The sequence below is a fragment of the Melittangium boletus DSM 14713 genome (genome assembly GCF_002305855.1).
Taxonomy (GTDB): Bacteria; Myxococcota; Myxococcia; order Myxococcales; family Myxococcaceae; genus Cystobacter; species Cystobacter boletus.
Window position 1 is genome coordinate 5,144,043 of the sequence record NZ_CP022163.1, and the last position, 17,868, is coordinate 5,161,910.

The following is a 17,868-nucleotide window of genomic DNA, read 5'->3' on the forward strand; positions in this document are numbered from 1 at the left end:
CGGGACGTGCCTACCGCCGATGCGAGGCGATGACCGCGCCGAGCCGGCGCATGCCTTCCTCCAGCAGCTCCGGCGGGCGGTTGGAGAAGTTCAAGCGCATGAACTCATGGCGTGCTTCCCCGGCGAAGAACGAGGTGCCGGGCACGAAGGCGACGCGCTTCTCCAGCGCGAGCGGGAAGAGGGCGTCGGCGCTCATGCCGCGAGGCAGCTCCGCCCACACGAACATGCCGCCGTCGGGCCGCGTCCACCGGGTGCCCTCGGGCATGTGCCGCTCGAGCGCGCCGAGCATGGCCTCGCACCGCTCCCCGTAGACAAGGCGCAGGCGCTCCAGGTGGCCCTGGAAGTCGAAGCGCGAGAGCAGCCGCGCCGTGGCCCGCTGCGAGACCGTGGCCGTGTGCAGGTCCGCCGCCTGCTTGACCACGGTGGCGGCGCGCAACACCTCGCGCGGTGCCACCATCCACCCGATGCGCAGCCCGGGCGCGAGCACCTTGGAGAACGAGCCCAGGCTCACCACCACGCCTTCGTCGTCGAGCGATGCCAGGGAGGGCAGGTGCTCGCCGCGGAAGCGCAGCTCGCCGTACGGGTTGTCCTCGAGGATGAGGATGCGATGGCGCTGGGCGAAGCGCACCAGGGCCTCGCGCCGCTCCAGCGACAGGGTGGTGCCCTTGGGGTTCTGGAAATTGGGCACCAGGTAGATGAGCTTGGGCTTGTGCGTGGCGCACAGGCGCTCCAGCTCGTCCACGCGCATGCCGTCGTCGTCGCTGCCCGCCACGCGGAAGGACACCTCGTAGCCGCTGAACGTCTGCAACGCGGCGAGGTAGCTTGGGCTCTCCACCACCACCACGTCACCCGGGTCCAACATCACCTTGGCCACCAGCTCGATTCCCTGCTGCGAGCCATTGGTGATGAGCACCCCGTCCGCGCCCACGCGCACGCCGCGCTCGCCCAGGTGGGCGGCGATCCACTCGCGCAGGGGGCCGTAGCCCTCCGTGGTGCTGTACTGGAGCGCCGCGCGGCCCTCCTCGGCGAAGACCTCGGCGTGTGCCTGGGCGATGGCTTCCACCGGGAAGAGCTCGGGGGCGGGCAGTCCCCCCGCGAACGAGAGCACGTCGGGCCGCTCGGCCACCTTGAGGATCTCCCGGACGGCGGAGGCCTTCATGAGCGACATGCGCTGGGCGAGCCGCAACGGCGGAGGTGCGGAGGGGTGGGCGGCGGCGATCATGGTCAGGCTCCTTTCAGCTCTTCGGGAACGACGTGGACGTGCGTGCCTTCCTTGATGGACGTCAGCACGATGGTGGTGTGGGTCCGGGTGACGCCCGCGATGACGCGCAGGGTCTCCGTGAGCAGGGCATCGAGCGTGCGCGTATTCGCCGTGCGCACCTTGAGCAGGTACGAGTCCTGTCCGGCCACGCGGTGGGCCTCGAGCACCTCGGGCAGCGCGAGCACCTTCTTGGCGAAGCCCTCGAAATACTTGGGGTGCTCGATGCTCACACCGATGAAGGCGGTGATGTCCTTGCCCAGCTTCGTCGCGTCCACCCGCGCCGCGTAGCCGGTGATGACGCCCCGCTCCTCGAGCTTGCGGATGCGCTCGGCCACCGCCGGCTGGCTCAGCCCCACCGAGCGGGACAGCTCCAGCTGGGTGGCGCGCCCGTCGCGCTGCAGCATGTCGATGAGGCGATAGTCGAGCTCGTCCATGGCGTCCCCCGCGGCCTTATTTTTATAAGCCGAAGTGGTGATACGCCAATAAGGTATATGTCATTCGTCGCTGTTGCAAGGAGGTTGACGGCGGAACGGGTAGATAAGCCGCCGAGCGAGGAGGTGTGTCGATAAGTAGGAGCCTCGTTCGACGTGGAGTAGATGCCCACGCCTTCCACTCGAACGGAGCTCGTCATGGACACCGCCACGCCCCTCAAGCCTTCCTCCCTGGAAGGCCTTCCGAAGAAGTCGATGACCCGTCACCTGCCGACGGTGGGCCGTGTGGTGATGGGGCTCATCTTCTTCGTCTTCGGCCTGAACGGCTTCCTGGACTTCATTCCGCCGCCGCCGGACATGTCTCCGGACGATCCGGGAGTCGCCTTCGGCATCGCGATGAAGGCCACGGGCTACCTGTTCTGGCTGGTGAAGGGCACCGAGGTGCTGGCGGGGGCGCTGTTCCTGGCCAACCGCTTCGTGCCATTGGCGCTGGCGCTCATCGCCCCCGTCATCGTCAACATCTTCTTGTTCCACGTCTTCCTGGCGCCGGTGGGCACGGGAATGGCGGTGTTCCTCCTGGTGCTGGAGATCTTCCTCGCCTGGTCATACCGGGCGGCGTTCCGCCCCATGCTCGCCATGCGCGCGACGGCGAGCGTTTGAACGTCGTCAGAGCGAGCCCTGCGCGCCCGAGCTGGCGCCCGCGCCCGGGCGCAGGCGGCGGATGGCGCGCAGGAGCATGAGCTCGTCGAGCGGATTGGGGACATAGCCCCGCGCGCCAATCCGGTGGGCCCGCTGCAGGTCCTCGTCGTCCGAGGAGCCCGACAGCAGCAGGGTTCCGGCGATCCGCGCCTCGCCCGCGAGCAGTCCCTCCATGGCCTGCACCGGGGCGAACACCAGGTCCGTGGCCTCCGTGTGCATCGTCTCCAGGGGAGAGATGACCTGGGTCGGGATTCCCTCCCGAGCCAGCGCGCGCGAGATGAGCGTCGCCGTGACGGGGGGCCAGGCGTAGAGCAGCACGGGGGCGTCCGCGCCCCGGGGACGCGAGGGCCGCGCCTTGGACGGCTCCGCCTTGTCCAGGGGGAAGCGGTAGAGCGCGGCGAGCGCCCGGGTCAGCGCCGGATCCGAGGCGAGGTGGGCTTCGACCCGGGGCTTGCCGGAGACGGCGCGGACGGCGTCCAGTGCTTCCAGCGACACGGGAGCGGGCATGGCGATGTGCAGCACCTCGCGCTCGCCCTTGTCGAGCCGCAGGGGAACCACGCGGTACTGACGGGCGATGCGCTTGGACACCAGCCGGGTGAGCTTGGGATGAAGAGGCTCGCGGTCCAGGTCGATCGCGGGGACGCCCTGCTGCTGGGCGAGCGCGCGCAGCACGTCGGCCTCCGTGCAGAGGCCCTCGCGTACGAGCGCCCGGCCCAGGGGCACGTTCAGCTCATGGTGGTGCACCAGGGCGAGGCGCAGTTGTGCGCGATCGAGAAGTCCCAACTCCATCAGGACTTCTCCGAGCATGGGTTTGGGAGTGGCGTGCATGCCTGAAAGGCTGCTCACTCCGCTCCGGGGCGACGAGGGTCACCAGAAGCAGCCACCGCTCCGTTGCCCGCTTGGAGGGCTCACTCCCGCTGGAGCCAGCGCAGCAGGGCGTCGGGTGCGTCCACGTGGACGAAGTGTCCCGCCTCCGGGAGGGTGTCCACGGGGCAGCCCAGGGCCTCCATGCGCGCCATGTCCGAGTCGCTGACGTAGTGCGCCCGGCCACCCCGGATGCCGCGCGCCTTCAGGCCTGGCCGCGCCAGGGCTCCCCACAACTCCTCCTGATTGGAGCGGCCATGGAAGGTGGCGAGCGCTTCGCGATCGAAGCGCCAGTGCACGCCTACCTCGGGCGCGGACTCCAGGTTCATGAGGAGCCAGTCGGACAGGGGGCCCGACAAGCCCCGTCCCGTGAGCTCCGCGCGCATCGCCTTGCGATCCGCGGCCCGGGCGGGGGCGGCCCGGAGCACTTCCAGCACCTTGCCGCTTTCCGACTGTCCCGGGGGAATGGGACCCGGGCCGATGTCCAGCAAGCTGACGCGTGCCACGGCCTCGGGCGCGAGCTGGCTCAAGGCGAGCGCCACGCGTCCTCCCAGGGAGTGGCCCACCACGTCCAGGGGCCCCTCGAGGCCTCCCGCGCGCGCCGTCTCCAGGACATCGGTGGCCAGGGTGGCCAGGGTGGCTCCGGCGGGCAGCCCGGGCGAGGTGCCATGACCCGTCAGGTCCGGCAACAGGAAGCAGCGGCCGGGGTCCGCGGCGCTCCAGGCCGCGGCGAGCGAACGCAGGTTGCGCCCCGTTCCGAGGAAGCCATGGATCAACACCGTGGGCCGCGGCCCTTCACCGACCTGGAAGTTCGAGAGGATCACGGTCGCTTCCTATAGCCCATGACCCCCGCCCCCGCCGCATCTCCAGGTGGGCGAGCGGGCAGGCGGTACCCCGGGATTCTCCGGAATAGACGAGGCTGGTCGTGCCCCAGGACAGTGCCCAGCTTCGCTCCATGATTCCCGAGCGACAGGACAAGGTGGGGGTGGGCCGGCGGGGAGCTCGAGGGTTGGCGCTGGCGCTGGCGCTGCTCGCGAGCGGCGCGGAGGCCCGGGCCCTCGGCGGCGTACGGATGCCAGATACCATCTCCTTGCAGGGCCAGGAACTCCTCTTGGATCACATGGAGGTGAAGAAGCGGTTCTTCTTCGATGTCTACGTGTGGGGCCTCTACCTGCAGCAGAAGCCCGCCTCGGTCGAGGAGGCGATCTCCTCCGAGGGCGCGAAGCAGCTGCAACTGCGCTTCAAACGCGGGGTGAATCGGGCGCAGCTCGTGGCGGCCTTCCGGGAGTTCCTCTCGGGCAGTGCGTCCCTGCGGGATCCGAAGATGAAGCGCCTGTGCGAGCAGCTGCTGCAATCGCTGCGCGGGGTGGACAAGGGGGACTCCATTCTCATCAGCTACATCCCCAACAAGGGGTTGCTCGTCTCCGGCGAGGGAAGCCAGGGCGCGACGATCCCGGGCAAGGCCTTCGCGGACGCGCTCTTCTCCGCGTGGTTGAGCGCCAACCCCATCTATCAATGAGACTCCCGCGGGGGGAAGCCCATCCATGCGGTGGACTCCTGGGCTCGCGTGCACGCGGTCGACAGGTCAACCTGACAAGTTCGTTCCGTCCAGCTCATTTATAAAGTAGTGTTGTCCGCGTATGGACGACATTGATTCGCTGAAACGCAGCATTGGCGCGGCACTGCTGATGGCCCGGGAGCGAGCGGGCCTCACCCAGGCGGATGTGTCCTCGATGTCTGGATTGGCCTCCGCCATGTATGGGCGCATCGAACGGGGGCAGATGCTGCCCAGTGTGCCCACCCTTCATCGGCTGTGCATGGCGCTGCGCATCTCCGCGAGCGCGCTGCTGGGCCTGAGTTCACCCCGGGACCTGGCCGCCGCGGCGCCCGAGCCGCCCATGTCCCCGCAGCTGGCGCGACTGGCCCGGCTCCTGCGGATGTTGTCGCCGGGAGAGCTGCGCTGCCTGGGGGCGCTCGCCCTGGACATTCGTCGACGAAAGAACCTGGTGCCCGCTCCATCGGATTGACGCCTGGAGCGGGCAGGGGCTTCGCGGGTATCGTCCCGCGCCATGCTTCTGAAGATCGTGCAGACGGGAGAGCCGGTCCTGCGACGGCCGGCCAGGGATCTCACGCCCGAGGAGATGACGAGCCCCGCGACGCGGCAGCTCATCGCCCTCATGCGCGACACCATGCGTGACGCCCCGGGCGTGGGATTGGCCGCGCCCCAGGTGGGCGTGGGTGTGCGCGTGGCGGTCATCGAGGACCGGGCCGAATATCAGGCGTTGGTGCCGCCCGCGGAGCTGGCCGCGCGCGAGCGCCAGGCCGTGGACTTCCATGTCCTCATCAATCCCCGGCTCGTGGTGGAGGACGCGACGCCGGTGGAGTTCCATGAGGGCTGCCTGAGCGTCAACGGCTTCTCCGCCCTGGTGCGGCGCGCGCGCTCCGTGCGGGTGGAGGCCTTCGACGAGAACGGCCAACCCTTCAGCCGCGTGGCGACGGGATGGTACGCGCGCATCCTCCAGCACGAGGTGGATCACCTCGACGGCACGCTCTACATCGACCGGATGGAGCCGCGCAGCTTCTCCACCATGGACAACCACCGGCGGCACTGGACGGCGCTCAAGGTGGCCGACGTGCGCCGGGCGCTCGGACTGTCTTCCTGAGGCGAGGGCCGTCATGCGCGTCCACTTCCCGCTCTGGGGGCTGCTCCTGATGACCACGGCGTGTGGAGAGGACGTGCTGGAGCGGCTCGAGGAGGAAGCCGCGGAGTGTCCCGAGGCACCCGCGATGCGGCTGGGGGAGGCGCCCTCCGCGGCCGTGCTGTTCAACGCCTACTTCCTCCAGGAAGAGGCGGCGCGGGACGTGCGCCGGGGCCTCGCCGAGTCGCCCGTGGTGGAGGAGACGTTCGCCAAGGCGGCGGCGCTCGGGGCCTGGGCCGTGCGCACCAATGGCCACAACGAAGCCGCCGAGCGGCGGGGGGACTCAGCCATCCAGGTGGCGCCGCTCGTCTATGACGAGACGGCGTTCCAGGGCTTGGATCGGGTGCTCGCCCGGGCGCGGGTGCACGGGGTGAAGCTCGTGTTGACCCTGGGCAATTACTGGGACGCCTACGGCGGCACGCGGCGCTACGTGGAGTGGGCGGGGCTGCCCTCGCCCGTGGAGGGGGACGCGCGCTTCTTCACCGAGCGCGCCGTCATCGACCTGTACAAGGCGCACCTCGGGCGACTGCTCTCGCGCGTCAACACGGTGGACGGGCTGCGCTATGGCGAGCATCCGGCGGTGCTGGCCTGGGAGTTGCTCAACGAGCCGCGTGGCCGGGGCCTGGACGCGGACGGCACGGCGATGCGCGCCTGGGTGGACGAGGTGGCCGCCGAGGTGAAGCGCCATGCTCCCGGCCACCTGGTGGGCACGGGGGAGGAGGGATTCGACACCTCCCTGGAGGGCTATGACGCGCCCTTCTGGCGGGCCTCGGCGCCCACGTCGCTCTTCCAGGGGGGGAGCAGTTTCCGGCGCAACACGGCCTCGCCCTTCATCGACTTCGCCAGTGTTCACTTCTACCCGGAGGCATATGGCGTGGCGCGCGAGGCCCTGCCCCGGGCCGGTGCGCACTGGTTCTCCGAGCACGCGGCGCTCGCGCGGGAGCTGGGCAAGCCCTTGTTCGCGGGTGAATTCGGCCTGCGCAACCGCGAGGGCCTCCTGCTCGAGGAGCGGCGTGCCGTCTATCGGGGGTGGTGGCGCTGCGCCTGGCGCACGGGGGTCGGGGCGAGCGCGCCGTGGATGTTCGCCAACGACGCCCGGCCGGACTCCTGGGATGATTTCACCTTCTATTACCGTGATGGGAGCATGCCCGCGGACCCCGGTAATCGTTACGCGGACCTCGTCATCGAGGCGGCGGCCCTCGCGGGTACGCGCTGAGCCCCACCCAAGGTGCCCCATTCCACACTTGGGGGGCTAAATGACACAGGCCGGGTTGTCCCGCTTCCCGGGAAGGACAAGTTTTTTCCCCTCTAACGGGTGAAGCAACGGAGGGGAACAGACCATGAGGACTCCCATCAAGTGGGCCGCGTGGATTTTCATCTGGGTTGTGGGTTCGGCGATGGCTCCACGGGATGTGGCGCCCAGCTGGGCCTCCTGGCCCTTGCCCGCGATGGTGACCCAGGTCTGCAAGGACAGCAGGCCGGGGCCATCCACGTGCAAACTGATCGACAGTGAACGGCGTGTGGTGGACGACGGTATCGCCGAGTACAGCTACACGCTCCAGCTGGGTCCGGGGCCGCACGAGCTGCTGACCCTGCACCGCGTGGTGCAAGAGGCGTGGCCCGGGGTTCCCCTGACGCCCAGCCGCTCCCTTTTCCTGCTGCATGGGGACATCTGGGGCTTCCGGGGTGCCTTCCTGCCAGGGGTGGCGAGCGCGGTGCTGCCCCGGAAGCCGTCCTTCGCCATCTACCTGGCCCGCCAGGGGCTGGACGTGTGGGGAATCGACATGCGCTGGGTGAACGTCCCCGCGCAGACCACCGACTTCACCTTCATGCGCGACTGGAACCTGGAGACGCATGCGCAGGATCTGGGCACGGGGTTGGCGGTGGCGCGCTATGTGCGGGGCCTCGCGAATCGCTCCGCCGACGGACCGATGCCCCTGCTGGGGTGGAGCCGGGGGGCCATGGTGGGCTACGCCTACCTGAACGCGGAGACGCGCGCGTCGAAGGAGCGGCAACACGTGAGCGCCTTCATCCCCGTGGACGTGGCCTTCTCCTTCGGTCCGGATGCTCCGGCGCAGCGCCAGGACGCGTGCCAGGGCTACAAGACGTTGGCCGCGCTCCAGACGTCCGGCGTCTACGCGGACAACAGCGGCCAGACGCTCCAGAACCTGGGGACGTATGCCAACGCGGCTCCCTCGTCGCCCTCGGCCTTCCTGCCGGGCCTCACCAACCGGGAGGCGGCACTGCTCGCCGGTACCGCCACCTACCGGTTGCAGGGTCTGCCCATCTTCAAGTGGTACCACTTCACCGGAGGCGTCTTCTCGGGCTCCACGGCCACGGCCCTGTCCTGGACGCATGAGCGCTTCTTCTTCGACACGCTGGAGCAGGCCGTGCCCTACCAGAGCCTTGGCGAGCAGGTGGAGTCCCTGGCGCTATGGTGCGGTACGCCGAAGTTGCCGTACACCGATCGGCTCAAGCACGTGAAGGTGCCGGTGCTGTACGTGGGCGCGGAGGGGGGCACCGGCCGCTTCGGCCACTACTCCGTGTCGCAGCTGGGCAGCAAGGACGTCTCCTTCCACCTCGTGCAGCGTCTGCAGGACGGCGCCCGTGCCCTGGACTTCGGCCACGCGGACCTGTTCCTGGCGACCGATGCGGACAAGAACGTGTGGCCGCGCATCACGGACTGGCTCTCGCGCCACTGAGGCCCACGCGGGTGATGGGCCCGGTGCGAATGGCGCGGCTCATTCCAGCAAGTGGCGCAGCCCCCGGGCGAGCTTCTCGGCGTGCCAGCGTTGCAGCTCCCGCGCGGTGTGCGCGGAGTGCTCGGCGCGCTCCTCCCGCACACGCTCCAGGAGCGTGCGAGCGGCGGTGCGCTGGGCCTCCTTTCCCTCCGCGGCCATCCCCTCGAGCAGGCCCATGCGCACGTCCGCGTCATGCAACTCGCCCAGCAATTCCTGCAAGGACACCAGCGCTTCTTGCAGTGCCTCCATCTTGCGGCGCATGGCGGGGCGGAAGATCTCGGCCTCGTAGCGCAGCTTCTTCACGGTCTTGCGCATCTCGTGCGCGATGAGGGCGTCGGGCGCCTCGGTGTAGTCCGCCATGAGCGTTTCGAGGGTTCGCAGCCGGCGGCGCAGTTGTCGACGCACGCGCCGGCCTCCGTAGCGCCCCGGTCCCGCCAGGTGTTTCGTCGCGTCCAGGAGCGTGGGGACCGTGTGCTGATCCCACCGTTTCAGCGCCCGCCGCAGCCGCTTCTCCTTGTCGGCGAGCGGAGACGTCACGCTCGCGCGCAGCGCTTCATACCCCGAGCGCCTGGCGGCCTTGGTCCCCTGGGCGGCCTGGTGCAGCCAATCGCCCTGCACATGGAGATCCCGCACCTCGCCGAGCGCGTCCTGGAGGTGCTTGACCTCCTGCTCCAGGGGCTCCAACTCGCCCAGGCCCCGGAATATCCGGAGCGCCGCGCGCAGGCGCCGGGTGGCCACGCGCATGTCATGCACTCCGTCCATGGTGAGCTTCCGGGTGAGGGCGTCCTCCTCATGGCGCACGTCGGCCAGGCGGCTGGTGAGCAACCGCCGCGCGGCCTCGGCCAGGCGACTGTCGGGGCCCAATCCTCTGACGGGGGTGGGGCGTGCCATGGATGGCTCTCTCTCTCCTGGAACTAACGCGTGGCCTCGTACCGGGCCGCCGCCTGCTCCAGCAGCCGCTCTGCACTGTCCGCTCCTTCCCAACCGAGCAGGCGCAGGTCCTTGTTCGCGAAGGTCACGGCGACGGAGAAGAAGTGCTCCAGCTCCTGTCGCTCGCGCGAGGACAGTTCGTGGATGTCGTTCAGATTGTCGGCGCGGGGCGCCAGGGTGGGCACGACGAGCAGCCGATCATTGCGCTCGCGCCCCCGTCCTCCCGCCTTTTTCTTCTGGTCCACCTTCAATACCCCGAGCGCGCGGCAGGGCAGGACCACGCCCGGATAGGTGGTCTGGTCCCAGTACACCATCGCGTCGAGCGGATCCCCGTCCGAGGCCCGGGTGCTGGGGATGAAGCCCCAGTCGAACGGGTAGCGCAGTCCCCGCACCAGCGGGCGAGAGAGGGTGAAGATCCCGAGCTCCGGCTCGTACTTGAGCTTCACGGTGGAGCCTCGGGGCGACTCGACCACGACATGGAAGGCGCCACCCTTGCCGCGCAAGGGAAGGCGGGTGAGATCCGCGTGCATGTCACTCAAGCGTTGGTCGCGGCCGAGGTCTCCTCGCGGATGGCGGACGGGCCACTCTCCTCGCGGGCGATGTTGGCCGAGCCGTGCAGGTGGCTCTCCAGGAACCACAGATCCTCCTCCACCTGGCCGAGGATCTGCGTGAGGATGTCCGCGCTGACCGGGTCGTTCACATCGTCGCAGCGCTGGATGCCCTCGCGCACGGTGGCCGCGTAGCGCGACACCCGGTCCACGATGACACGCACGTGATCATCGCCGTTGACGGCGCTCAGGTCGTACTCGCTCAACTCGCTGTTCTTGGCGGCCAGACGGATGGTGCCTTCCGCGTAGCCGCCCAGTGCTCCAGCGCGCTCGGCGAACTGGTCGGCTTGTTCACGCACGTGGTCCGCCACCTTGTCGAAGAGCAGATGGCGGCTGATGAAGTGATTGCCACGGATGTTCCAGTGGGCCTGTTTCACCTGCCAGTGCAGATCAATGGCGGTCGCCAGACAGGAGTTGAGCAGCTCGATCAACTCGGAACGGGCCTCGCGCGGCAGGTTGACGTGGCTGGGAAACTTGGTGGTCATGAACATGTCCCTCGTTGGATGTCTCCGGGCGGACCGTCCGCCGGTTCATCTGTCCGTTCCAGAGGGTGGGGATGAGTGGGGCCCACGCCAAGCCAAGCCACCCTTCCAAATGAGCAGGGAGGCGGACGAGCCCCCGCTCACCGCGACGTGGGACCAGCCAGCTTCCCGGAGGGTGCGCGCTGCTCGCGGGGAGGATGACTTGTCTTCCGGGGTGAAGCGCACGCGGGAGGCGGTGGTGCAGCCCACCAGCAGGGCGAGGAAGTGCTGTCTTCGTCGTCCCTTCGCGCTCGCCGTCCATCCTTAAGTTCATGGAAGCAGGAGGAGCCATGTCCAGGACGAAGCTCGTGGGCCTGCTGGTGTTGTGGGTGGGCCTGCCAGGCTGCGCCACCGTCGCGCGCCAGTTCGGAGAGCACGCCACGATGGGTGCCCAGGAGGCGATGCGCGCGGAGAAAGAACAACGGCAACCCGAGGAGCAGGCCCTGGACGATGCCTTGACTCGCCGTGAATCGGAACAGATGGCGCGGGGTCTGGTGGATGCCTTCACGCGTCCAGAGTCTCCCTTCCAGCCGCCTGCATCGGGGGGCGGGCCGTTGGTGGACGCGGCGGGGTCGAGCTCGTCGTCCCTGGCCTCGGAGGTCGCCCGGGGTTTGAGCACGGAACTGGGACGCCAACTGGGCCCGGATGGCACGGGGCCGCTTGGTCAGAGTCTGTCGGCCACGGCGGGCCGGATCGCGTCCTCGATGGTCCAGCAATCGCGTGATGAACTCGGCTCGCTCTTTCCCGAGTGTGGAGGGCTCCAGGGTGAACAGGCCCGCGCCTGCAGGGATGCGCAACTGGCCAGCCTGGGCGCGTCGTTCACCCGGGGGGCCACCCAGGGTCTGGTCCAGGCCGTGCGACCCTGGCTGCTCGTCTTCACCTTCACGGGCGGGTTGTTGGTGGGGCTGCTCGTGTTCTTGAGCATCTCCATGGTTCGAGCCAATCGGGAGTCCAGCCGCCGGGAAGTCCTCTTCCGGCAGCAGAGACGCCCCGTGTAGCGGAGGACGAATGAGCGGGCGGGCGGGACAGTTCCTGGTGTTGTTCGCGTTGGGCCTGCTCCTGCTCGGTCAGGCGTCCCGGGCGGTCGAGCCCCCGACTTCCGCCACCCTCTCCCGCTGCGTTCTCGAGGGCACCGTCGATGCCGGGACCAGTGCCTACCTGGTCGAGTGTGTCCGTCGCGCCCAGGAGGCGGGACATCAAGCCCTGCTCATCCGGCTCGACACCCCCGGCGGGGAACTCGAGGCCACGCGCGCCATGGTCCGGGCGTTCCTCTCGGCCCGCGTTCCCGTGCTGGTGTGGGTGGGACCGTCGGGAGCCCGGGCTGGCAGCGCGGGGGTCTTCATCACACTCGCCTCGCACCTGGCGGGCATGGCCCCCGGAACCCATATCGGCGCCGCTCATCCCGTCGTCGGCCTGGGTGGACAGGACCCCGAGAAGGTCGGCGGCGAGGAGATGGCCCGGAAGATCGAGAACGACACCGCCGCCTTCGCCGAGGCCATCGCCCGGGAGCGGGGCCGCGACGCCGAGTGGGCCATCCGCGCCGTGCGGGAAAGCGAGAGCGTCCCCGCGGAGAAGGCCCTCGCGCTCGGCGTCATCGAGACCGTCGCTCCCACCGAGGCGTCCTTCCTGGAGCAGGCCCAGGGCCGTGTCGTGTCCGTGTCCGGCACGCCCGTCACCCTGCACACCGCCCAGGCGCGGATCGTCGATCTGGATCCCACGCCCTCCCAGCGTCTGTTGCACGCGCTCGCCCAGCCCGCCGTCGTCTATCTCCTCTTCCTGCTCGCCGGACTTGGCCTCGCCGTGGAGTTCGCCCATCCCGGCTTGTTCGTCCCCGGCCTCACCGGTGTGGTGTGCCTGGTGCTCGCCCTGCTCGCCTCCGCGGCGCTGCCCGTGCGCGCCGGTGCGATCGTGCTGCTCGTGCTCGGCGTGGGACTGCTCGTGGCCGAGCTCTTCATCACCAGTGGACTGCTGGGGGCCTCGGGCCTGTTGCTGCTCGTGCTCGGGGGCGTGTTCCTCGTGGACCGGTTCGATCCGGGGTGGTTCATCGACCGGCCCTTGCAGGTACCCCTGCGCACGGTGCTGCCCTTCGCCGTCCTGGTCGCCGCGGCCGCCGTCTATCTCGCCCGGCGCGCCGCCGAGACGCGCCGTGTGCCCCAACTCGCCGGAGACCTGGGGCTCGTGGGGGAGCGGGGCCATGTGCTCGAGGCCGTGTCGGCCTCCGGGGGCGAGGTGTTCGTCCACGGCGAGCGCTGGTCCGCCCGTGCTTCCGCCGACATTCCCTCCGGCGCTCCCGTGGTGGTGCGCCGGGTGGAGGGACTCACTCTGTACGTCGATGAGGTGAAGACATGACCGATTTCTTCGGCCTGTTCGGGCTGCTCATTCCGCTGGCCATCCTCCTGCTCGTCTTCCTGTCCGGTGTGCGCATCGTCAATGAGTACCAGTCCGGCGTCGTCTTCCGGCTCGGGCGCTTCGTGGGCCTCAAGCGCGCGGGCTTCCGTTGGCTCATCCCCCTCGTGGAGCGCATGGTCATCATCGACATGCGCACCGTCGCGCGCGACGTGCCGCCGCAGGACGTCATCACCCGGGACAACGTCAGCGTGAAGGTGAACGCCGTCGTCTACTTCCGCGTCATCCACGCGGACAAGGCCGTGCTCCAGGTGGAGGACTTCCTGTACGCCACGAGCCAGCTCGCGCAGACGACATTGCGCGCCATCCTCGGCCAGGTGGAGTTGGATCAACTGCTGTCCGAGCGCGAGCGCATCAACCGCGACATCCAGAAGGTGCTGGACGCGCACACGGACCCCTGGGGCATCAAGGTCTCCAACGTGGAGGTGAAGCACATCGACCTGCCGGTGGAGATGCAGCGCGCCATCGCCCGACAGGCGGAGGCCGAGCGCGAGCGCCGCGCGAAGATCATCGCCGCCGAGGGTGAACACCAGGCCGCCGAGAAGCTGTCCCTGGCCGCCGAGGTGCTCGACCGCAACCCCATCACCCTCCAGCTGCGCTACCTGCAGACGCTGGTGGAGATCACCGGCGGAGGCAACCAGACCATCATCCCCATTCCCCTGGATCTGCTCCGCACGCTGGGATTGCACCCCAAGGGAAGCGGATAGGACGCTCCGTCCGGGTGCCCCGCCTCACGTCGCCAGCAGGATGAAGTCCACGACGGTGTTCCACAGGCGCTCGAACTGGATGCGGCGGAAGCCCGAGCCCGAGATGAGCCAGTCCACATGGGGCGGCCGGTGCGCGGGCTGGTCGAAGTGGCCAATGGCGTCCAGGTGGTCCGCGCGCACGGCCGTCAGCACGCGTCCGTAGACCTGCGAGCGCGTGGGGACGATGCCGTCACAGGCCTGGGGACCCGGCAGCGCGCCGTAGGCCTCCACCAGCGCCTCGGCCTGCGCCGGGGTGTGCGGCGGAATGGCCGTCAGCGGCATGCGCTGCGTGCGCCCGTAGAGGAACGAATACACCGTGTGGGTGATTTGCGCGTAGGGGTCCAATCCCGCGCTCAACCGCGCGCGGAAGGACGGCGGCCTCGCCTGGGTGATGACGGAGCCATAGCGCACGCCGGGCCGGTCCTGACAGCTCGCGTTGAAGAGATCGATCCCCTCGGGCGTGAGCTGGGGCACGAGCGAGGCGTCGTTGCCCACGTCCCCGAGGAAGCGCACCAGCTCCTCGCGGCGCTCGGCGGAGAAGTCCCCCAGGAGTTGCTCGAAGATCTGGTCCAGGATGGTGGGGCGGAAGCCCAACTGCTCGTCCCAGCGCGTCAACAGGCTGCCGAAGCGGAAGGCCACGCTCAGGGGGAGCCGGCCGAAGCGCAGCACGTACACGGTGAAGAGCGACAGCAGTTGCAGCAGCTTCTGCCCGAAGAGTCCGAGGAAGAAGGACGCGAGCGGCGTGCCCGCGTGGGGCGTGGACACCGTCACCACCGTACGCACCCTGCGTGCATAGCGCTCCACGTCCATGTCCTCGCCCAGGAGCACCCCCGGGCTGACGAAGAGCCGCGAGTCCAGCCCGCCGGTGGAGTGGCCGACGAGGTGGATGGGCCCGTCGTCGTCCTTCACATGGGCTTGGATGGACCGGAGCAGATCCCCGGCGCGCGTGCGGATGGAGCCGGTGGGGTGGGTGAGCACCTGCACCACTTCCACGTCCACGCCTCGCCGGGCCATCTCCGCGACGAAGTAGTCGCGCACATGCCCGAAGTACAGCAGCTCTCCCAGGTTGGCGAAGCCGAAGAAGCCAGGGACCAGGAGGATGTAGTGCTTCGTCGCCATTCCACCGAACCTTCCGGGGTCCGGGCCTCCAACTCAAGTCCCTAATGCAGCCCAGTACCCCCCAGGTTGACGTGGGGCCCCGCCAGGATCACAACGTGGGCTCGCAAGTCTGTTCCCCCCTTGACTGACTGGAGTGCTCGCCCTTGCCGCATCGTTTGCTCGCCCTCGGTTTCCTGCTGGCCCTCCCCGCCGCCGCGGAGGAGGGAATGTGGACCTATGACGCCTTCCCCCGGGAGGCGGTGAAGAAGGCCCATGGTTTCGCGCCCACCCAGGAATGGTTGGATCACGTGCGCCTGTCCTCCGTGCGGCTCGCCGGGGGCTGCTCCGCGAGCTTCGTGTCGCCCGAGGGATTGGTGATGACCAATCACCACTGCATCCGCTCGTGCGTGCAGGACCTGTCCTCGCCCCGGAATGACTACCTGGCCAAGGGCTTCTTCGCGAAGCAGGCCAAGGACGAGCTGCGCTGCCCCAAGGTGGAGGCCAACCAGCTCGTGGAGATGACGGACGTCACCGCGCGGCTCGAGGGCGTCACGAAGGGCAAGAGCGGCGCGGACTTCAACACCGCGCTCAAGGCGGAGATGTCGCGCATCGAGTCCGAGTGCGCCACCGGGCCCGAGCTGCGCTGCGACGTGGTGACGCTCTTCAACGGCGGCCGCTACCAGCTCTACAAGTACCGCCGCTATCAGGACGTGCGCCTGGTCTTCGCGCCCGAGTTCTCCATGGCCGCCTTTGGCGGAGACGCGGACAACTTCAACTTCCCCCGCTATGGCTTCGACGCCGCCTTCCTGCGCGTGTGGGACGCCTCGGGCCAGCCGCTCAAGACGGAGCACTCGCTCGCGTGGGCGAAGGACGGTGCGAAGGAGGGAGACCTGGTCTTCGTCTCCGGTCACCCGGGCGGCACCGAGCGCCAGAGCACGGTGGCGGAGCTGGAGTTCCAGCGCGATGTGGCGCTGCCCTACATCCTGCTGAACCTCTCGGAGATGCGGGGCATGCTGCGCGAGTACGCCTCGGGCTCGCCCGAGCGCTGGCGCACCACGCGCTCCGAGCTGCGCGCCGTGGAGAACGGACTCAAGGCGCTGCGGGGCCGGCACCAGGCCCTGGCCGAGCCCGCGCTGCTCGCGGACAAGCGCCGGGCGGAGGCGACGCTGCGCGAGCAGGGCGGTGTGGACGAGGCGTTGGCGTCCACCGCGAGCGCGCTGGATGGCTGGCGGCCCCTGCTCGCCGCGCACCGGTTGAAGGAGGGCGGCGACGGCTTCAATTCCGAGCTGTTCGCCATGGCGCGCAGACTCGTGCGCGCGGCGGAGGAGCTGCCCAAGCCCAACGCGGAGCGGCTGCGCGAGTACACGGATGCCCAGTTGCCTGGACTGCGCCAGGGGCTGTTGCGCGCGGCGCCCATCCCCGCGGACCTGGAGCGCGTGAAGCTCACCTTCGGCTTCAACAAGCTGCGCGAGACGCTGGGCGCGGACGATGCCTTCGTCCAGACGGTGCTCGGCCGCGAGGCGCCGGAGGATCTGGCGCGCGCGCTGGTGAAGGGCACGAAGCTCTTCGACGTGAAGGAGCGCCAGCGGCTGCTCGACGGCGGCGCGGCGGCGATCGCGGCGTCGAAGGATCCGATGATCCTCCTGGCGCGCCGGGTGGACGCCCCGTCGCGCGAGGTGCGCAAGCGCTACGAGGACACGGTGGAGTCGGTGCTCAAGAAGAATGGCGAGGTGCTCGCGCGGGCGCGCCTGGCGGCGTATGGCACCACGGGCTACCCGGACGCGACCTTCACCCTGCGTCTGAGCTACGGCACGGTCCAGGGCTGGCGGGAGCCGGATGGCAGGAGCGTGGCGCCGCTGACGACGTTCGCCGGAGCCTACGCGCGCCACACGGGCAAGGAGCCCTTCCGCCTGCCGGACACGTGGATGAAGGCCCAGGGCAAGGTGCCGGGTGACACGCCCCTCGACGTGGCCACCACCAACGACATCATCGGCGGCAACTCGGGCTCGCCGCTGGTGGACCGCGAGGGCCGGGTGGTGGGGCTCATCTTCGACGGCAACCTGCCCTCGCTCGGGGGCCGGTTCTCCTATGTGCCGGAAACCCACCGCGCCGTGGGCGTGCATGGCGAGGGGCTGCTGCTGGGCCTCGAGCGCGTGTATGGCGCGGAGCGGCTGGTGAAGGAGCTGCGCGCCCAGCAGCGCTAGCCGGGAGGCGGAGGCAGCTCGGCCGGGGGCGGCGGGGGGGGCGCCCAGGCCCAGTACAGGAGGACGCCGAGCACGCCCGCCCAGGGCACGTAGGGCACGCCCGCGAGCACTCCGTCCATGCACAGGTGGATGCGGCACGCGGGGCGCTCCCAGGTGGAGAAGGCACCCAGGAGCAGCGGCGCGTGGCTCGTGATGAAGCCCATGCCGAGTCCTCGAAGCACGTCTCCCCGGCGCCACCGGCGGGTGAAGACCCGCCACAGACTGGGCAGCAAGACGAGCGTGGCGAGCGCGGTGAGCACCAACCGCTCGTGCCGGGCCGCGGTGGCCAGCAGCAGCACGCCCAGCGCGAGCAACAGCGGCGGCCAGGGAGGCGGGATCCGTTCGTCCTGGGCGGGCTCGGGGGCGGACATTGGAGGACGGCTTCAACAGTAACAGCCGAACACTTCCCCGCCTCCCCCAGCTTGTCCCGTTCGTGGTGACTACCCAACCTCTCGTGGTGCCCCGGGTTGTGCATCGCGTCAGAGGTGAATTACCTTTATCCAGGTCAGAAGTTCTACTTTGATCCTCAAGCGATCCACTTATCCCTCGGACGGGGGGAGAAGGCTTTTCCTCTCCGCGTATGGGCGGAGGGGGACTGGAAACAAGCGAGTGTCGCTGGGG

Annotated in this window: 19 protein-coding genes; 10 read left to right on the forward strand and 9 right to left on the reverse strand. The window is 69.3% G+C overall.

Features of this window, described 5'->3' with window-relative positions:
* Positions 1-10: 10 nt before the first annotated feature.
* The gene (locus tag MEBOL_RS21700; protein WP_095979243.1) at positions 11-1,222 is read right to left on the reverse strand and encodes an aminotransferase-like domain-containing protein; all 1,212 of its coding nucleotides are present in this window, start codon (positions 1,220-1,222) and stop codon (positions 11-13) included.
* 2 nt (positions 1,223-1,224) lie between these two features.
* Complete coding sequence (locus MEBOL_RS21705; protein WP_095979244.1) at positions 1,225-1,695, reverse strand: Lrp/AsnC family transcriptional regulator; 471 nt, start codon at positions 1,693-1,695, stop codon at positions 1,225-1,227.
* A gap of 195 nt (positions 1,696-1,890) precedes the next feature.
* Between MEBOL_RS21705 and MEBOL_RS21710 the strand changes: the two genes are divergently transcribed.
* Entirely contained in the window at positions 1,891-2,352 is a 462-nt protein-coding gene (locus MEBOL_RS21710) for a DoxX family membrane protein (protein ID WP_095979245.1), read from the forward strand.
* Between the two features lie 6 nt (positions 2,353-2,358).
* On the opposite strand, the gene MEBOL_RS21715 is transcribed toward MEBOL_RS21710, so the two are convergent.
* Together MEBOL_RS21715 and MEBOL_RS21720 are read right to left on the reverse strand one after the other, a co-directional pair.
* On the reverse strand, positions 2,359-3,219 hold the full coding sequence (locus MEBOL_RS21715; RefSeq protein ID WP_245918714.1) for a GspE/PulE/PilB domain-containing protein: 861 nt from the start codon (positions 3,217-3,219) through the stop codon (positions 2,359-2,361).
* 80 nt (positions 3,220-3,299) lie between these two features.
* Positions 3,300-4,079 (reverse strand): alpha/beta fold hydrolase, encoded by a 780-nt coding sequence (locus tag MEBOL_RS21720; RefSeq protein ID WP_095979246.1) that lies wholly within the window; start codon positions 4,077-4,079, stop codon positions 3,300-3,302.
* A 101-nt stretch (positions 4,080-4,180) separates the two neighbouring features.
* Between MEBOL_RS21720 and MEBOL_RS21725 the strand changes: the two genes are divergently transcribed.
* The 5 genes from MEBOL_RS21725 (at position 4,181) to MEBOL_RS21750 (ending at position 8,656) form a co-directional block, all read left to right on the forward strand.
* On the forward strand, positions 4,181-4,774 hold the full coding sequence (locus tag MEBOL_RS21725; protein WP_245918716.1) for a chalcone isomerase family protein: 594 nt from the start codon (positions 4,181-4,183) through the stop codon (positions 4,772-4,774).
* Between the two features lie 121 nt (positions 4,775-4,895).
* Entirely contained in the window at positions 4,896-5,282 is a 387-nt protein-coding gene (locus MEBOL_RS21730; protein WP_095979247.1) for a helix-turn-helix domain-containing protein, read from the forward strand.
* 42 nt (positions 5,283-5,324) lie between these two features.
* Positions 5,325-5,918, forward strand: a complete 594-nt coding sequence (gene def, locus MEBOL_RS21735) for a peptide deformylase (RefSeq protein ID WP_095979248.1) — start codon at positions 5,325-5,327, stop codon at positions 5,916-5,918.
* 13 nt (positions 5,919-5,931) lie between these two features.
* Positions 5,932-7,170, forward strand: a complete 1,239-nt coding sequence (locus MEBOL_RS21740; protein WP_095979249.1) for a cellulase family glycosylhydrolase — start codon at positions 5,932-5,934, stop codon at positions 7,168-7,170.
* Between the two features lie 181 nt (positions 7,171-7,351).
* Positions 7,352-8,656 carry a hypothetical protein gene (locus MEBOL_RS21750; protein WP_157775346.1) on the forward strand — a complete coding sequence of 435 codons (1,305 nt, stop codon included), beginning with the start codon at positions 7,352-7,354 and terminating at the stop codon, positions 8,654-8,656.
* A 39-nt stretch (positions 8,657-8,695) separates the two neighbouring features.
* Here the strand turns inward: MEBOL_RS21750 and MEBOL_RS21755 are convergent, their stop codons facing one another.
* The 3 genes from MEBOL_RS21755 to dps are packed head-to-tail and all read right to left on the reverse strand — an operon-like array spanning position 8,696 to position 10,718.
* On the reverse strand, positions 8,696-9,586 hold the full coding sequence (locus MEBOL_RS21755; RefSeq protein WP_095979252.1) for a CHAD domain-containing protein: 891 nt from the start codon (positions 9,584-9,586) through the stop codon (positions 8,696-8,698).
* A gap of 23 nt (positions 9,587-9,609) precedes the next feature.
* On the reverse strand, positions 9,610-10,155 hold the full coding sequence (locus MEBOL_RS21760) for an inorganic diphosphatase (protein WP_095979253.1): 546 nt from the start codon (positions 10,153-10,155) through the stop codon (positions 9,610-9,612).
* A 5-nt stretch (positions 10,156-10,160) separates the two neighbouring features.
* A complete protein-coding gene (dps, locus tag MEBOL_RS21765) occupies positions 10,161-10,718 on the reverse strand; it encodes a DNA starvation/stationary phase protection protein Dps (RefSeq protein WP_157775348.1) in 558 nt (185 codons plus the stop codon).
* A gap of 326 nt (positions 10,719-11,044) precedes the next feature.
* On the opposite strand from dps, the gene MEBOL_RS21775 reads away from it, so the two are divergent.
* Genes MEBOL_RS21775 through MEBOL_RS21785 form a run of 3 tightly spaced genes read left to right on the forward strand, consistent with a single transcriptional unit; the run spans position 11,045 to position 13,867 of the window.
* Positions 11,045-11,752 carry a hypothetical protein gene (locus MEBOL_RS21775; protein ID WP_095979255.1) on the forward strand — a complete coding sequence of 236 codons (708 nt, stop codon included), beginning with the start codon at positions 11,045-11,047 and terminating at the stop codon, positions 11,750-11,752.
* A gap of 10 nt (positions 11,753-11,762) precedes the next feature.
* On the forward strand, positions 11,763-13,103 hold the full coding sequence (locus MEBOL_RS21780; RefSeq protein ID WP_095979256.1) for an NfeD family protein: 1,341 nt from the start codon (positions 11,763-11,765) through the stop codon (positions 13,101-13,103).
* Positions 13,100-13,867, forward strand: a complete 768-nt coding sequence (locus MEBOL_RS21785) for a slipin family protein (protein ID WP_095979257.1) — start codon at positions 13,100-13,102, stop codon at positions 13,865-13,867. Before MEBOL_RS21780 ends, MEBOL_RS21785 begins: the two co-directional genes overlap by 4 nt.
* A 24-nt stretch (positions 13,868-13,891) precedes the next feature.
* Here MEBOL_RS21785 and MEBOL_RS21790 read toward each other — a convergent pair whose 3' ends face one another.
* The gene (locus MEBOL_RS21790; RefSeq protein WP_095979258.1) at positions 13,892-15,025 is read right to left on the reverse strand and encodes an esterase/lipase family protein; all 1,134 of its coding nucleotides are present in this window, start codon (positions 15,023-15,025) and stop codon (positions 13,892-13,894) included.
* Positions 15,026-15,168: 143 nt separating this feature from the next.
* On the opposite strand from MEBOL_RS21790, the gene MEBOL_RS21795 reads away from it, so the two are divergent.
* On the forward strand, positions 15,169-17,208 hold the full coding sequence (locus tag MEBOL_RS21795) for a S46 family peptidase (protein WP_095979259.1): 2,040 nt from the start codon (positions 15,169-15,171) through the stop codon (positions 17,206-17,208).
* On the opposite strand, the gene MEBOL_RS21800 is transcribed toward MEBOL_RS21795, so the two are convergent.
* Positions 17,205-17,618 (reverse strand): hypothetical protein, encoded by a 414-nt coding sequence (locus tag MEBOL_RS21800; protein WP_095979260.1) that lies wholly within the window; start codon positions 17,616-17,618, stop codon positions 17,205-17,207. The two genes, MEBOL_RS21795 and MEBOL_RS21800, sit on opposite strands and share 4 nt — an antisense overlap.
* Positions 17,619-17,868: the final 250 nt, after the last annotated feature.